Annotated in this window: 10 protein-coding genes; 9 read left to right on the top strand and 1 reads right to left on the bottom strand. The window is 53.0% G+C overall.

Features of this window, described 5'->3' with window-relative positions:
* Nucleotides 1-5: 5 nt before the first annotated feature.
* Nucleotides 6-785, bottom strand: a complete 780-nt coding sequence (gene agaR, locus ACYVH9_RS28395) for a transcriptional repressor AgaR (RefSeq protein WP_460639826.1) — start codon at nt 783-785, stop codon at nt 6-8.
* A 478-nt stretch (nt 786-1,263) separates the two neighbouring features.
* On the opposite strand from agaR, the gene ACYVH9_RS28390 reads away from it, so the two are divergent.
* The 9 genes from ACYVH9_RS28390 to ACYVH9_RS28350 are packed head-to-tail and all read left to right on the top strand — an operon-like array spanning nt 1,264 to nt 15,813.
* On the top strand, nt 1,264-4,377 hold the full coding sequence (locus ACYVH9_RS28390; RefSeq protein WP_460639825.1) for a SusC/RagA family TonB-linked outer membrane protein: 3,114 nt from the start codon (nt 1,264-1,266) through the stop codon (nt 4,375-4,377).
* A gap of 38 nt (nt 4,378-4,415) precedes the next feature.
* Entirely contained in the window at nt 4,416-5,891 is a 1,476-nt protein-coding gene (locus tag ACYVH9_RS28385; RefSeq protein WP_460639824.1) for a RagB/SusD family nutrient uptake outer membrane protein, read from the top strand.
* A gap of 44 nt (nt 5,892-5,935) precedes the next feature.
* Entirely contained in the window at nt 5,936-7,159 is a 1,224-nt protein-coding gene (locus ACYVH9_RS28380) for a hypothetical protein (protein ID WP_460639823.1), read from the top strand.
* Nucleotides 7,156-8,364 carry an NHL repeat-containing protein gene (locus ACYVH9_RS28375; protein ID WP_460639822.1) on the top strand — a complete coding sequence of 403 codons (1,209 nt, stop codon included), beginning with the start codon at nt 7,156-7,158 and terminating at the stop codon, nt 8,362-8,364. Before ACYVH9_RS28380 ends, ACYVH9_RS28375 begins: the two co-directional genes overlap by 4 nt.
* 24 nt (nt 8,365-8,388) lie before the next feature.
* Nucleotides 8,389-10,305 (top strand): glycoside hydrolase domain-containing protein, encoded by a 1,917-nt coding sequence (locus tag ACYVH9_RS28370; protein ID WP_460639821.1) that lies wholly within the window; start codon nt 8,389-8,391, stop codon nt 10,303-10,305.
* Nucleotides 10,306-10,315: 10 nt separating this feature from the next.
* A complete protein-coding gene (locus tag ACYVH9_RS28365) occupies nt 10,316-11,668 on the top strand; it encodes a DUF4832 domain-containing protein (RefSeq protein WP_460639820.1) in 1,353 nt (450 codons plus the stop codon).
* 27 nt (nt 11,669-11,695) lie between these two features.
* On the top strand, nt 11,696-13,663 hold the full coding sequence (locus ACYVH9_RS28360) for a S9 family peptidase (protein ID WP_460639819.1): 1,968 nt from the start codon (nt 11,696-11,698) through the stop codon (nt 13,661-13,663).
* A 32-nt stretch (nt 13,664-13,695) separates the two neighbouring features.
* Nucleotides 13,696-14,634, top strand: a complete 939-nt coding sequence (locus ACYVH9_RS28355) for an EamA family transporter (RefSeq protein ID WP_460639818.1) — start codon at nt 13,696-13,698, stop codon at nt 14,632-14,634.
* Nucleotides 14,635-14,643: 9 nt separating this feature from the next.
* The gene (locus ACYVH9_RS28350; RefSeq protein WP_460639817.1) at nt 14,644-15,813 is read left to right on the top strand and encodes an SIS domain-containing protein; all 1,170 of its coding nucleotides are present in this window, start codon (nt 14,644-14,646) and stop codon (nt 15,811-15,813) included.
* The last annotated feature ends 27 nt before the right edge of the window (nt 15,814-15,840 follow it).

Below are 15,840 nucleotides of genomic sequence, written 5' to 3'. Positions count from 1 at the left end.
AATCGTTACACGATGATCACCTTGATACCGGCGGTCTCCAGCCTTTTTTTATCCGAATCCGGAATTCCCGAGTCGGTAATTACAATGTGGACCGCCGAAATAGGGGCAATGAATGCGAAGCTCCGTTTATGAAATTTACTGGAGTCGGTCACGACGATGACCTGGCGGGCATTCGCAATCATGATGCGGTTCAGATGGGCTTCCTCCACATTGGGCGTTGAAAGCCCGTGTGTGCTACTGAATCCATCGACTGCCAGAAAGAGCTTGTCACAGAAATAATTCCGGAAGCTTTCTTCGGCCGTGGCTCCCACGAGAGATAATGAATTTTTACGGAGGAATCCGCCGGGCACGATCACATTAACATGCTCGTGCTCGGCCAGCCGGTTGGCAATGTTCAGGGCATTGGTAATTACGGTCAGCGATAAGGTGTCAGAAAGGTGGTTATTGATTTCCAGAGTCGTTGTACCCGAGTCCAGAATAATGGTGTCACCATCTTCAATCAGGGCCGCTGCGGCTTTGCCAATCCGCAGTTTCTCCTGGTAATGCAGCTTGTTTTTCTCCGTCAGGGAAACCTCGGCGCCAACACGCTCGGCTTTGATCGCGCCCCCCCTGGCACGGACCAGCATATTCTTTTTCTCAAGCCAGTTCAAATCATTGCGAATGGTGACTTCGCTGACATCCAGTTGCGTGCTTAGTGCGGTTACATTCAGTTGACCTTCCGTATTCAACTTGTCAAGTATCTGGGTGCGTCGTTCAACGGTTGACGTGCTTTTTGGGAGTTTCATGCGGTAGTAAATAAGATGAATTAAGAATAGAGATGCGTGGCGTTGCCCGAAGTAGCGATTTCAAAAATAGACAAATTTACTTTATCACAATGTTTTGAAAAGTTTTGTCTATCAACGGTTTTCTTTCATAGCTCTGCCAATCGATAGGGTATGTTGAAAATGATCAGACGTTGTATTTTCCACTAAGAAAAAAGCTAAACTCGTTTCTTTTAGCTCATATAACCTACTGTATAAACTTCGAAAGCCTCTGTTTCCTTTGTTTTATTGCTGTAAATATTGTTTTTTCTTACGAAAAAGATTTGTTCATAGAAATAAATCTTATATTTGTTTCGATACCTTTCGATACGATCAAAATAGCTTTTTCCTTCCTTACCTTATGAGAAAAAAAATGTTTACCGAAGGTTTTACTTGTTTCCGCAACCTAGGCGGACTGCCTGTGAAGATCCTCTTCATAGCATTGTTTTTGTTTTCCTTTTGTATGACCGGTCAGGCTCAGACGGCTGGTCGGGCAAATCAAGTTACGGTTAGTGGCCGGGTTACTGAAAAAGCCACCGGTCAGCCGCTGGTCGGGGTAACCGTTCGGGTTAAGGGAGGAACGACCGGTACGGTTACCGATGCGAATGGAGCTTACTCTATTCAGGTGCCTGCAAACGGTAGTCTTCTATTTACGTATATTGGATATGGTGAAATGGAGCAGCCGGTTGGAAACCGTTCTACCATCTCACCACAGCTAGAAGGCAGTGACAGAGCGCTGAACGAAGTCGTGGTGGTTGGTTACGGAAGCCAGTCGAAGCGGGAACTGACTGGTTCGGTAGCCTCGGTGAACGCTAAGCAATTGCAGGATCGGGCGGTGGTCTCATTCGGTGAAGCGCTGGCCGGACAGATGGCCGGTGTACAGGTGCAACAGACCTCGGCTGCGCCGGGTGGTGGAATATCCATCAAAATCAGGGGTACGGGTTCCATTACGGCCGGTAACCAGCCTTTGTATGTGATCGATGGTGTGCCGCTCGATAACTCGGTCAGTAATGCGTCGGCTCAGGGTGGCGGCATTGGAAGCCAGTCGCCGGTAAACCCGCTGGCGAGCATCAACCCCGGTGATATTCAATCAATTGATGTGCTCAAAGATGCCGCAGCCACGGCCATTTACGGGTCTCGGGGCTCCAACGGCGTGGTTCTGATTACCACCAAGCAGGGAGCGGCCGGTAAATCGCAGATCACCGTCAATGCCAGCTACGGTTTTCAGGAAATTGCGAAGCGGGTGGGATTGATGAGCAACGAAGAATACGCGCGACGCCAGATCGACATGCGCAATACGGATTGGGTGCGCGCGGGCGGAAAAGCAACGGATCCCAATTCCGCACGGAGCGGACCGGGATTTAAGATTCCGGATGAGTTCAAGAACCCATCGGCCCAACCATACACCGACTGGCAGGATCTGCTGTACCGGCAGGCACCGATGCAGAATTACCAGATAGCCGCTTCCGGCGGAACAGACAATGCGCGGTATTACGTGTCGGGTAACTATCAGAACCAGGAAGGGCTTATCGTCAATTCCGGTTTTAAGAAATATGCGTTTCGGTTGAATGTGGATGCGAAAGTATCGGACCGAATCCGGGTCGGTGCGCGCATTGCACCTGCCTACACGAATAACCGCATAGCTACGTCCGGCGGGATTCAGGATTATGGCGCGGTCGCTGTTACCGTCATGTCGACGCCGGGTTTTTATCCTGCGAAAAATGCCGATGGTTCGTATTCACGGTCTTACACGCTGCATTTCGACGATGGAACGACGCAGAATATTATTTACAACAACGCGCTGGCTTTTGGGGAGGGCATTCAAAACACCATGAACCAGTTCAGCACCGTCGGGAGCTTGTTTACAACCGTTGATATTCTGAAAAACCTTCAGTTCAAAACCAGTATCAATGCGGATGTCAACACGTTCAGTAATAACCGGTTTTCACCTTCTTACATCAGCGTCAGTCCATCGAACGGTCGTTCTTTCTCGTCGACCAACATCAGCTGGATTAATGAAAATACGCTGACCTACGACAATTCGTTTGCGGAACGGCATCATGTGAATGTCCTGGCGGGGGTGACGGCACAAAAGTCGGCCTTCAACTCGACCACCGTCAGTGCCAATTCTTTCCCGAACGATCTGGTGCCGACGCTGAATGCGGGCATCGTGACGGGGGGAAGTTCCAGCCGGTCCCAGTGGACCCTGTTTTCATTGCTAAGCCGGGCCACGTACAATTATGACGAGAAGTATTTTTTAACGGCCACGTTCCGCCGGGATGGTTCGTCCCGGTTCGGTTCGGATAACAAATGGGGGAATTTCCCGTCGGCATCGGTCGGCTGGCGGATCAGCCAGGAGAAATTTATGGCGAATGTAGCCGCCGTGAGCGAGTTGAAGGTGCGGGCCAGTTACGGTCTGGTCGGCAACAACCAGATCCCCGACTATGCTTCGGTGGGATTGATCAACGGCAGCAACTATATTCTGGGGTCGGGTGACGGCGCGATCATCAACGGGTTGGCACAGGGTTCGCTGGGGAACCCCATTCTGGGCTGGGAAAAAGCTAAAGCCATCGATTTAGGCGTTGATATCGGACTCTTCCAAAACCGGATTTTCCTGAATGTTGACTATTACAACAAACTAACCTCAGACCTGCTCCTTAATGTGCCGGTGCCGCTTGCTACCGGCTATGAAACGGCGCTGCGCAACCTGGGAAGTCTCCGCAATAAAGGGGTTGAAATTGCCCTGGAAACCCGGAATTTCCAGCGCCCGAACTTTACCTGGACCACCAACGCCAACATTTCCTTTAATACCAACCGGGTTGAATCCCTGGGTATCGGCGGCACACCGATCATCGTGGCTAACCGTGCGCAGGAAAACTCGCTAACGCACATTGCGCAGATCGGCAGTCCGCTGGGAAGTTACTACGGCCTGGTTTTCGACGGTATTTACAATACCCAGGCCGAAGTGGACGCTTCCGCGCATTTACCAAATACCTTTCCGGGTGATGTCAGGTTCAAAGACCTGAACGGCGACGGCGTGATTAATGATTCCGACAGAACCATTATTGGAAACAATCTGCCGAAGTTCACCTACGGCATGACAAACAACGTAAACTACCGCAATTTCGACTTCGGCATTTCGCTGCAAGGCGTGCATGACGTGGATGTGCTCAACCTGACCAAGCGCAGCGTTTACCGGAACAATGCGACGATCTCCAACAACTACTGGCGTTCGCCGGAGGAACCGGGCGATGGCAAAACGTGGGGTCCTAATAATTCAGCCAACAACCGGAACATTTCATCGTACTACGTGGAAGATGCCTCTTTCCTTCGCATCAGAAACGTGACGATCGGCTACCGCCTTGGCAAAATCCTCAGTGGAACGATCCTCAAAAATGCGAGAGCGTACGTGAACATCCAGAACCTGCACACTTTCACGAAATACAGCGGCTACAACCCGGAAGTGAATACCACCGAAGGCGATCCGTGGATTTCGTCGGCACTTACCCCTGGTATTGACTATGGTACCTACCCGGTAGCCAGAACCATTGTGTTTGGCCTCAACCTCGGTTTCTGATCCAACTAAATCCTGATCAACCTTTAGCATTGATTGACATGACCTCAAAATACATAAAGACCGCTGTTGCCCTGGTCGTCCTGGCATTCGCCGGAACGTCCTGTGAAGATTTTCTGGAATCAAAACCGATTTCCCAAATTGGCGAAACGGACTTTTTCAAAACGGAATCCGACTTTCGGCAGGCGGTGGTGGGTGCCTATAACGCGCTGGCTCAGGTATATTCGGGCAACGGCTATTATTCCCTGTTGGTCGACCTTCGTTCGGATAATACGACCGAGCTTGGCCCTGGCGGTGGGGGTAACGATGCCAAGAAAAACATCGATGAGTTTCGGGAAACAACGGATAACGAGCATTTAACGGCATTCTGGCAGACCAGCTATGTGTTGATCGCCAGAACCAATAGCATTCTCGCCCGCATTGACGCTTCACCCGTTTCGGACAATCTGAAAAAGCAATTTACCGGCGAAGCCAGTGCGCTCAGGGCACTGGCGTACTTTAACCTGGTGCGGTTGTGGGGCGGTGTTCCGCTGGTGACCGAGCCGGTTTCCGATATCGATGCCAGCTACAAAGTGGGTCGGGCCAGTGTGCAGGAAGTTTACGCGCAAATCCAGGCCGACCTGGTGAAGGCGGAGGGGCTGCTTCCTGTTTCCTATCCTGCGGCAGAAATCGGAAAAGTGACAAAAGGTGCCGCCCAAAGTCTGCTTGGACAGGTTTATTTGACGCAGAAAAAATATACCGAGGCCGCTGCTGAATTCAAGAAAGTAGTGACTTCCGGCACGTATAGCCTGCTTCCGGTATATGCCAATCTTTACAAGGCGGGTCAGCAGGGAAATGCGGAGGCCGTTTTGCAAGTGCATTACCGAACGATGTCGAATGGTCTGGGCTCCAACCTGCCGAACCACTTTGCGCCAACCGGTTCGCAGGGCATCGTCATTCCAACCGGTGGAGCTTACGGATTTAACCAACCGACCGAAGATATTGCTGCTGCCTACACGACCGGTGACATTCGCCGTAATAACATCGCTGACGGCTACACGCAGGCTGGTGCCTTCGTAGCTGCTAAATACATCCGCGGGTATGTAGAGCGCGAAACCGGGAGTGGTAATGCCGACTCGGGAGCCGACTGGTACGTGATCCGCTATGCCGACATTCTGTTGATGTATGCCGAGGCACTCAATGAAGTCAATAAAGCGCCTACTGCCGATGCGTATACCGCGATCAACCTGGTCCGGAAGCGTGCGGGCCTCCCTGATCTGAGCGGCCTGAACTACGAAACGTTCAAGGCGGCCGTTTACAACGAAGAACGACTGGAGTCGCCGTTTGAAGGGCATCGCTGGTTCGATCTGCTGCGCACGGATCGGGCCATCACGGTGATGAATTCAAAAATATCGGGCACTGGCAAACCTACCGTCGGAATTTCGACGCCGATTAAACCGTATCAGCTCCTGTATCCGATTCCGGTGCTGGTCGTTACGACCAGTTCTCCCGCGATTGTGCAAAATGAAGGTTACTAACAGGGAATACAATGGCGGCATGTTTTTTCTTTAAAAAATCGCGTGTGAAATCGTTAATCCGATCCGTTCTGCTAGCCGGTTTGTGCCAGGCGCTGGTTTTTCCGGCGATGGCGCAGCCCAAAATCAACAAGGACCATATTGCCTTTATCCCATATGGTGGTTTTCCCGATGCCCATTCGACCTGGGACGATATCGGGTATAGCAACCGATTTGGCAAGGTGGTGGTCGGCGTGACCAATCACGTCGACAAAATCATGTTGTACGACTACGACGTGACCACCGGAAAGATGACCAACCACGGATCGCTGGCGGATCGCGGCCATTTGCGGCCTTTTCAGTGGCAGGGCAAAATCCATTCGAAGATCATCGAAGGGAAGGATGGGTACATGTATTTCTCGACGGATGGCGGTGAGTCGCGGGAGGAGTACTTTATGGAACATCCCTCGGGTTACGCAGGCGGTTTTTTTATGAAGTGGCATCCGGCAACGGACGATCTGGTGAACCTGGGGATGGGCATGCAGTATGAGAGTGTGAAGGACATTGACATTGACCCGGTTTCCGGCAAACTGTTCGGCGTCTCGTACCCGCAGGTGCATTTCCTGGTGTATGATCCGGCTAAAAACAACATGAAAGACCTGGGGCGACTGGGCAGTTCCCACGTCCCCCGGGTTCTGTTCACCGACTGGTGGGGAAACTGCTACTACGTCGACTGGCGGCAGCGACTGGTGAAATACCAGACGGCTCAGGATACACTGCTCTTTGCCCGGGAAAGCCTGCCCGCCTTTGCGGGCACCCCGGGCGACAAGATTGTCACCGGCATTACGGCTTACGCCAAAGATCAAAAAAATAACGTGATTTACCTCATCACCTACGGGGCCAAGATCGTTGCGTTTTATCCGCAAAAAGACGGTATTGGCCGGGTGGAGGACCTGGGCGGGGTGGCCGACAGCCGCCCGGATGTGAAACCCTACGGACCCTATGTCCCCAACCTCAACATCGGCGATAACGGCAAGCTCTATTACTTCGTCGGCGGGCACGGCAATTTTCTGATCAAGGACCGGACGGTGATGATGGAATTCGATCCGAAAACCCGAAAACACACGGTTATTTACGAATACCCCGTTGACCAGCTCAGTGAGGCTACCGGCTCCGATACGAAAGATAAATTCGGTAATCTGTATTTCGCCGGTCGACGGAATCTTGATTCAAACGACCGTTCCGAACCGTTTCTCATCAAGTTCAACCCCGGCAAAAAAGTAGCTAAATGAAAACCAGGTTTATAAAAAATTTACTGGCACTTGGGTTAATGGGGTTGGCTATGCCGGTTTTTGCGCAGTATAGCTATTTCAAACCGATGGAAGGCTTCGGAATTGAGGCTTCGCTTTCCAATACCTCGCTGCTACGAATGCCGATGTACCGCAACGCGATTACATCGTTAACGGTTCAGAAGGATTTTATCATTGGCGGCACCACAGCGCAGGGAAACCGGGCACCTTTTCTGTTCGTAGCTTCCCTTTCCAAACGGGAAATGCTGACCCTGAAGGATCTTAACAACGACCTGCCGGGGCAAACCAGCATCCGAACCGGTTTTTTCCGGGCGGAAGATAATGCGTTATATGCGGGCACAATGGCTGCGGGGACCGGAAGTGGTCACCTGTTGCGGGTCGAGGTGGGCGCCGATGCGGGCATCCGGGTTGCGGACCTGGGCACACCGGTTCAGGGAGAAGGGGTGTTCTCGCTGACCGGAGATGCCAGCCGTAAAATGCTTTATGGCATCAGCTATCCCTCCGGTTTTTTCTTTAGTTACAACCTTGGCTCGAAAAGCTTCAAGGTGTATAAAAACAGCGGAGTCACCTCGAAGGATCTCCGTAAACTGGTGCATGAATTCCACCAGAAACCCGAGGAATACCTGAGTGGCGCGATGATAACCGATGCGCAGGGATTGGTGTACACCAGCCAGCCCATTAACCGACTCGTGGTTTTTAACCCCGCCGACGAAAGCTTCACCACCATCACCGAACTCCCCGAAGTCTGGGGACGGAGAACCCTGGGCCGCACCGAATCCTGGACAAAAACCGCCGATGGACTTCTGTACGGGGGAAATGCCGGTGATGGCCAGTTATTTCAGTTCGATCCTGCTACCCGAAAAGTCAAAAATCTGGGAAAACCGGCCATGATGAACCGGCTGCGCGGCCTCTGCGTGGGCGCCGATGGCAAGCTCTACGGGTTGTCGGGGGCGTTGCCGGGCTATGTACACCTGTTTAGCTACAGCCCGTCGGGCGAGGGCTTTACCGATTTGGGGAATCCTCAGTTTATCCTGAGGGCTCCCGGCATTGAGCAGGGGATCGAATGGCGCGGTTTTCAGTTGTCGACCATCACGGCCTCCGAAGACGGGAAATACATCGTGATGGGTGAAGACGAAGCGTTGAGCCAGTTGCTGGTGTTTCCAGTCGATAACGCTTCCGGGAAATAGCGCGTAAAAACCGCCTGTACGCATATGAAAAAGATAGTCCTATTTATATTCCTAACCCTAATCCTTTGTTTGCCGGGATTGGCTAGCGAGCGTCCTTCAGACTGGTCGATCTCGGTTATCCCTTCGTCGGTCCGTCTGGATCCGGTCACGCACCGGGTCTATGATTCACCGTACGGGGAAAGCCGGAAGGCGGACAAACTGCTGTCATCCAACTGGATTTATGACGGCAGCCGGGTTTCGCTAAAAGCCGCCCGGGGCGAGTACATTTCGTTCCAGCTCGTTCTGACCAATCAATCTGCCGAAGCCCTCAAGGGAATTCAGGTCTCCATGCAGCCGTTCCGCTCGGGAAATACCCAATGGTCGAATGCACCGGAGCTTTTTCTGGCGTGGTCGGTGCAGGTGAAAACACCAACCACCGGTTATCCGAAAACGACGTTGGGCAAGGGCTGGTATCCAGACGCACTGATTCCGTTCAGTGCTATTCAGCAGGGCACGGTGCCCCCCAAAGGAATATGGGTCTATCCCTTGCAGTTGCCGGATTTCAATAACCGGATTGAAGATCAGCGGTCGCAGTTCTTCTGGGTGGATCAGTATATTCCCTTTGACCGAAAGGATGCCCCGGCCGGGCGTTATACCAGTACGATTTCGGTGGTCATTGATGGGGTTACCAAGTCGATTCCGGTGCAGCTCGATGTCTGGGATTTTGCCATTCCGAATGAAAACAGCCTCAAGGCGAGCCTCCAGCACGAAGGCTTTGTCAGCAGCATGACGGAAAAAGAGGAGCTGGAGATTTACCAGCTCATGAAGCGAAACCGGGTTTGCGTCATGGACCCCACCTACAAACCCGTCCTGACCAAAAAAGCGGGCGTCAACGCCATCGACTGGACGGCGTTTGACCATCGTTTGAAAAAATACCTGACCGGGGCGGCTTTTACCAAAGAGCATGGCTACGTGTTTGGCCCGGGTTACGGCACGCCGGTCGAAACGTTTCTGCTCCCTTTCGATGTCTACGGCAAACACGACACGCGGGGCTGGCCGGATGTAGGCAAGCCGAATGTGGAGCGAAACCCGGCGAATAAGGCAGCATATACGGCCATGATCCGTCAGGTTCGTGCGCACCTGAAACCGCTGATCAATCCGAAAACAACCGATTTGACGGTTTATCTCAACGGCCTCGATGAGTCGTATTTCCCCGAAGCCTGGGACCGTATGGCGTATTACGGCAACCTGTTCAAAAAAGAATATCCGGAAGCGAAGTTCCGGGTGGATGGCAGCTACAACGATACCGCGATGAAGGTGATCGATCGATCCATCAGCGCCTGGGCGGTGCATACCATTGATTTTGACGAAAACCGAATGGCGGCCTACACGAAAAAAGGCATTGATCAATGGCTGTATGGCCCCATGATTTACGAAAGCAAGGTGAACAGTTGGGTGGGCAGTTCCACGTTTACCGATTTGCCGCTGGTGAACGACCGCGCCATTAGCTGGAGCGTCTGGAAATACAGGGCTCATTCGTGGATCAGCTGGGGGATAGGCGCCGGGTGGAAAGCGGCCTGGTACGATACCGAAACCTGGAAAAGCGCCAACGACGGCGGGCATGACAACGGCAATGCGGATGGATACGACCACAAGAAAATGAATGGAAACGCCCTGCTGATCTACAGCCCCGGCATTATCCCGAATGTGAAGGTAGCCGCACCGTCTATCCGTCTCAAAACCTTGCGCAACGGCGTGCAGGAATACGAATACATGCGGCTGCTGGCGAGCCAGGACAAAAACAAAGGGCGGGCCGATGCGCTGGTGAACGACGTGATAGCCCGGCCTTTCGGGGATCAATCCGTTGGCAAGCTGGACGTGTGGAGTTACGATCCGGAATTATGGGACCGCAAACGGCTTGAACTGGGCGAGTTGATCAATCCATCCTCAAAAAATAAGTAAGCAGACAGGTATGTTATTTAGCCGAAAAATTGGATTCGCTGGTCTGGCCTTCATTGGGCTTGCTGCTTTGCTCAGCCGATGTTCGTCGACCGAGAAGATGGTGGTGGTGAAGCCGGTCGAGACGGATGCTTTTTTGCTCAATCCGGGTCGGGGTTTTACGTCAACCAGTACGATATACAACGAACATCTAACGAACCGGCGGCACACGCCCTGTGGGATCAGTCAGCAACGGTTTTTCTGGAATGCGCTGGAGCCGGAAGAAGGCAAGATCCGGTTTGACTTGATTGACAGCACGATTGCGCGGGCGGTCAGAAACGGTCAGCAGGTGAACTTCCGGGTGATGTGCCAGGATGTAGACATGATGGTGCCGGAATGGGCACTTAAAGCAGGGGTTAAGTCGCCTTTCTATGATAACCCGGTTTTTATCGAGAAGCAGGTAAACCTAATCAAGGCACTCGGCCAGCGGTATGATGGTCACCCGGATGTTTGTTTTGTCGATATCGGCAGCGTCGGTCAATGGGGCGAATGGCACACGGACCCTGATGCCGCTGATCCCAAAAAGATTGTTTTTCCCTCCGATTCCGCGGCCCGCATCATCATCGATGCCTACCTCGGCAGTTTTACGAAAACTCCGCTGGCCGCGCTCATTGCGTTCAAACAGAAATATGGTTTTGGGTATGCCGTGTCGAAGAAAACCGGCTGGCGGGCGGATTGCTGGGGCGATATGGATTCGCTGGGCTGGAACCATATGAAAGGCGTTTATCCGCCGGCCCTGCAGGCGGCAAACGCTTTTGAAAACTGGCAACACGGACCGGTCGCGCTGGAAACCTGCTGGACCATGGAGGAGTGGCATAAACGGGGTTGGAATATTGATTATATTCTTGCCAAGGCCCTGGAGTGGCACGCAACGGGCGTGAATAACGGCAACGAAGCCATACCGGAAGAATGGTATCCGAAAGTGAAAGAGTTTGAAAAGAAGCTGGGCTACCGGTTTGTGCTGGAAGAAATGAAATACAGCGCTTTGGTCGGTAAAGGAGCAACGATCACTTGTGAGATGATCTGGCAGAACCGGGGTGTAGCACCTATTTATAAATCCTACGACTTGGCCGTGCAACTGGTGGCTAAAAATGACAGTAATAAAAGATACCGGATACGCACCGACGCGGACGTGAAAAAATGGCTTCCGGGTCGGAGTGCGTACCGCACGTCCTTGCCGCTGCCGGATGCAATTGCCCCGGGCGATTACGAATTGCAGGTTGGTTTACTGGCACCTTCTACGGGTAAACCGGCGATCCAGCTTGCGATTGCGGGAAAAACGGGGGAAGGGTGGTATAAAGTGGGTGACATTTCAATCGCCGATTAGTTAAAGTAAAGGCAGAATTGAGGAATTATGGTTGATGAATATAAACGAAAACGACCGCTTGAAATAAAGGATTTGCAACAGATTGCCGTGCCGTCAGCAGCTTCGCTGTCGGCCGATAACCGGTATGTCGTCCACGGGACCACGAAGGTGCTATTGGATGAAAATACGTACCAGGATACGATTTCGGTGCTGGATTTTCGCACAAACACGGAGCTAAAAGCCTGGAGCGGATCTTCCCCGAAATGGTCACCCGTTACCGACGAAATCGCTTACCTGGCTGAACAGGAAGGCAACGAATGGATCTGGATCTATTGCCTCCGTACGAATGAACACCGCCCGGTGGCTCCGGTTTATGAGTCCCATTATTTCCTGGGTCACCTGGCCCTCAAAAATTTTGAATGGTCGCCCGACGGCACCCGGATCGCTTTCGTCGGTGCCTCATCTGCGGTTCTCAAAAGGAGTTCAGAGTCTGTAAAAATCGCTGACCGGATATTGTATAAAACAAAAGGAGGGCGAGGTCGGCCGGATATCACGGACAACGAGTTCTCGCATCTCTGGATCGTCGATATTCAAGGCGGAAAACCGGTTTCACTGACCAGCGGCCCCTACAACGATCATTCCCTGAGCTGGAGTCCGGACGGGCAACGCATTGCCTTTGTCAGCAACCGATCAAGTGATGCCGACAACAACCAGTTGCACGACCTGTGGAGTGTGGAGTTGAGTAGCCAGGAGATTACCCGGCATACCGAACAGTTTGGAACGGTTTGCCAGCCTGCCTGGTCACCCGATGGGAAACAGATTGCCTTCCTGGGGACGACTTCAAAGGTGTCAACGAACGACAGCCCCGCCGAAGATACGCACCTGTATGTGTTGTCGCCGACTACCAACGAGCTGGTCTGTCTCACCCGGGACTTTAACCGGCGGATTGAACAGATCCGGTGGGATCCGATTAAACAACGGATTTATTTCACGGCGGGCAGCGAAGGGACCACCGCGCTTTACCGGGTTTCAGTGGATGGAAGTAGCCCGGGAAAAAACCTCGGTGAGGAATGCACGGTGCTTGACTATCAGATGGATGCCCTTGGACAATTCATCGTGTACACCCGGACCGATGCCGTTCACCCGCCGGAAGTTTTCATACACGACCAGCAGGCCGGGCAATCCCGCCAGCTGACCCATCTTAACGATGAGCTCCTGGCAGAGATTGGTCTGCAACCCGCCACGAGTTTCTGGTTTGACAGTTTCGACGATACTAAGGTCCAGGGCTGGCTCATCAAGCCCTACGGTTTTACGGAAGAGGGGTGGTATCCGCTCGTGCTCGTTGTCCACGGTGGACCCCACAACATGGTAGGGTACGCGTTTGAGGAACGGCTGCACGTGCTTTCGGCTCAGGGCTTTGCCGTGCTATATATCAATCCGAGGGGAAGTAGCGGGTACGGCCAGGCGTTTTCTTCCGGTTGCGTGAAGGATTGGGGCGGGGGCGATTACCAGGACCTGATGGCAGGCGTTGATGCTGCGATTAGTCACAATACCTGGATTGATGCGAACAACCTGGCCATCACCGGCCAGAGCTACGGGGGGTACATGACCAACTGGATCATTACGCAAACGAACCGTTTCCGGGCGGCTGTTGCCGACGGCGGGATTAGCAATCTGGTCAGTTTTGCCGGAACTTCTCTCTACCACAGTCTGATGGAGTCGGAGTTTGAGGGTAATATCTACGATAATTTTGATTTGCTGTGGAAGTGTTCACCGCTGAACTACGTAAAAAATGTCAAAACACCTACGCTTTTGCTGCATGGGGAAAAAGACAATGAAGTACCGGTTTCGCAGGCGGAAGAACTGTACGTCGCGCTCCGGAAACTGGGGGTCGACAGTAGGCTAGTGCAGTACGTCGGGGAAGGCCACGGTTGGCGGCCTGACCTGAAGCCCCAGAACCGGTATGATGTATTGAACCGCACGGTGGACTGGTTGAAGACTTATTGCCACGACTAAACGAACCGGACTCCGCAGTCCTTAACTGCCCTATGAGCAATTCAAAAACCTGGATCAGTTTCGTCATTATACACGTCCTCTTCATGGGCGTTTGGGGAGCGTTGATTGAGCTGCCCGAGAAAAACGGTTTTCCGCCTACCCTGGGGTATGTGGTCTGGGCTGTGATGATGATCCCCGCAGCCGTTGTGGCACTGGCCGTGAATAAGTGGAAGTTGGAATCGGATGCCCGTTCGGTCTTATTCGGGTGCCTGGCCGGATTCCTTGGGGCGGCTGGCCAGCTGGTTTTGTTTTTAACCCTCCGGATCGCGCCCGCGTACCTTGTGTTTCCGATTCTGTCGCTTACACCGGTGGTAACCATCCTGATGGCCGTTCTCTTTCTGAAGGAATCGACGGGAGCGCTGGGCTGGACCGGCATCGGTATCGCCGTGGTCGCCATTTTTTTACTTTCTTATATTCCACCGGGGAATGCTGCCCTGCGTGGCTATGGCTGGATCCTATTGACCTTGGTGCCCTTGCTGGCCTGGGGAGCGCAGGGATTTGTCATGCGCTTTGCCAATGAGCACATGAAGGCCGAAAGTATCTTTTTTTACATGACCCTCAGCTCCCTCTTACTCATTCCTTTCGCGCTCTGGATGACGGATTTTTCTCAGCCGATCAACTATGGCCTGAATGGGCCGTACCTATCGGCAGCCGTGCAGGTGCTGAATGCTTTCGGGGCGCTTTGCCTGGTATATGCTTTCCGGTATGGCCGCGCGATTTTCGTCGCCCCAATGACCACCGCCCTTTCACCCGTCCTGACAGTGATCCTTTCGTTGTGGATTTATTCCACCTTTCCCCATCCCGTTACCTTGGTGGGTATTGGGCTGGCCATTGCCTCGGCCGTCATGATGGGGAATGCCGAAATGAAGATGGAGAAAAAAGGCGGTGAAGAAATTCTGGCCCCGAACCAAACAATTAACGAAGTAAAATAGAATTTGTGTATGCCATACCTACGGTTTGACGACAGGGAATTGGAGCATAAAGGTGCTCTGTTCACGGCGATTGAAATAGAGGGCCAGCCGGTTCTCTGGCAGAACGTTTACGAGATGATCCGCCACGAGCGAAAGGAGATCGAGGCTTTTCTGGCTCCTTTATGGAAATTGCCCGACCTGCGTATCATCCTGGCCGGTGCCGGTTCGTCGGCTTTTATCGGAGAAGCTGCCCAGGGAATTGTCCAGGAAAGCACGGGCAAACTTACGCATGCCATTGCGACCACGGACCTGATCACCCATCCGAAACTTCATTTTCAGCGGGAGATTCCAACGCTGATGGTGTCTTTTTCACGGTCAGGAAATAGCCCCGAAAGCCTCGCAGCCGTTGAAATAGCCGATGAGTACTGCGACCAGGTTCATCACCTGATCATCACCTGCAACAAGGACAGCGCGCTGACCCACCGGAAACTGCCTCATGCATTTTACCTGGTTTTGCCCGAACAGGCCAATGACCAGTCACTGGCGATGACGGGCAGTTTCACCAGCATGTTGCTGGCTATTCTCCTGGTCGTGAAACTACCAGCCATTGAGGCCCTGCGGGCGTCACTGAAAACGCTGGTGGACCAAACCCGGTACCTGCTGGGGGAGCTTTTGCCCCAGATCGTTTCACTGGCCAGCCAGCCCTACCGTCGCATCATCTTTCTGGGCTCGGGGCCGCTGCTCGGTATCGCCCGGGAGTGTCACCTGAAAGTCCAGGAACTCTCGGATGGCCAGGTGATCTGCAAACATGATTCCTTTCTCGGATTCCGGCATGGCCCCCGGGCCGTGGTGAATCGTGAATCGCTGATCGTTTACCTGTTTTCGGCCGATCCCGTTGTGGGCTTATACGAGCGTGACCTGAGCCTGTCCATCGACCAGGATCGGCAGCGTGTACCCACCGCAACCTGGAATATGCCCAGCCAGAAGCTGGATAATTCCGTGCTGGATATTACGCTGGCCCATTACCACGACGGGCCCAATGAACTATCCTTTATAGGGGCTGCCGTCGTGGGGCAACTGATTGGGTTCTACCAGTCGCTTTACCTGGGCCTGATGCCGGACAACCCCTCGGTATCGGGAGCCATCAACCGGGTGGTGCAGGGGGTGACCATTTATCCGGAGGTGCTGGAGGATAGATAGCCCACGAAAAAAGACGCTCGGTTCGTA

The sequence above is a fragment of the Larkinella harenae genome (assembly GCF_054780515.1).
Note: the sequence above shows the minus strand (reverse complement) of the source record. Positions and strands in the feature narration are given on the sequence as shown.

Bases quoted from the DNA above. Each gene is read 5' to 3' on its own strand.
- agaR (WP_460639826.1), bottom strand. From the start codon at position 785: ATGAAACTCCCAAAAAGCACGTCAACCGTTGAACGACGCACCCAGATA.
- ACYVH9_RS28390 (WP_460639825.1), top strand. From the start codon at position 1,264: ATGACCGGTCAGGCTCAGACGGCTGGTCGGGCAAATCAAGTTACGGTT.
- ACYVH9_RS28385 (WP_460639824.1), top strand. From the start codon at position 4,416: ATGACCTCAAAATACATAAAGACCGCTGTTGCCCTGGTCGTCCTGGCA.
- ACYVH9_RS28375 (WP_460639822.1), top strand. From the start codon at position 7,156: ATGAAAACCAGGTTTATAAAAAATTTACTGGCACTTGGGTTAATGGGG.
- ACYVH9_RS28370 (WP_460639821.1), top strand. From the start codon at position 8,389: ATGAAAAAGATAGTCCTATTTATATTCCTAACCCTAATCCTTTGTTTG.
- ACYVH9_RS28365 (WP_460639820.1), top strand. From the start codon at position 10,316: ATGTTATTTAGCCGAAAAATTGGATTCGCTGGTCTGGCCTTCATTGGG.
- ACYVH9_RS28360 (WP_460639819.1), top strand. From the start codon at position 11,696: ATGGTTGATGAATATAAACGAAAACGACCGCTTGAAATAAAGGATTTG.
- ACYVH9_RS28355 (WP_460639818.1), top strand. From the start codon at position 13,696: ATGAGCAATTCAAAAACCTGGATCAGTTTCGTCATTATACACGTCCTC.
- ACYVH9_RS28350 (WP_460639817.1), top strand. From the start codon at position 14,644: ATGCCATACCTACGGTTTGACGACAGGGAATTGGAGCATAAAGGTGCT.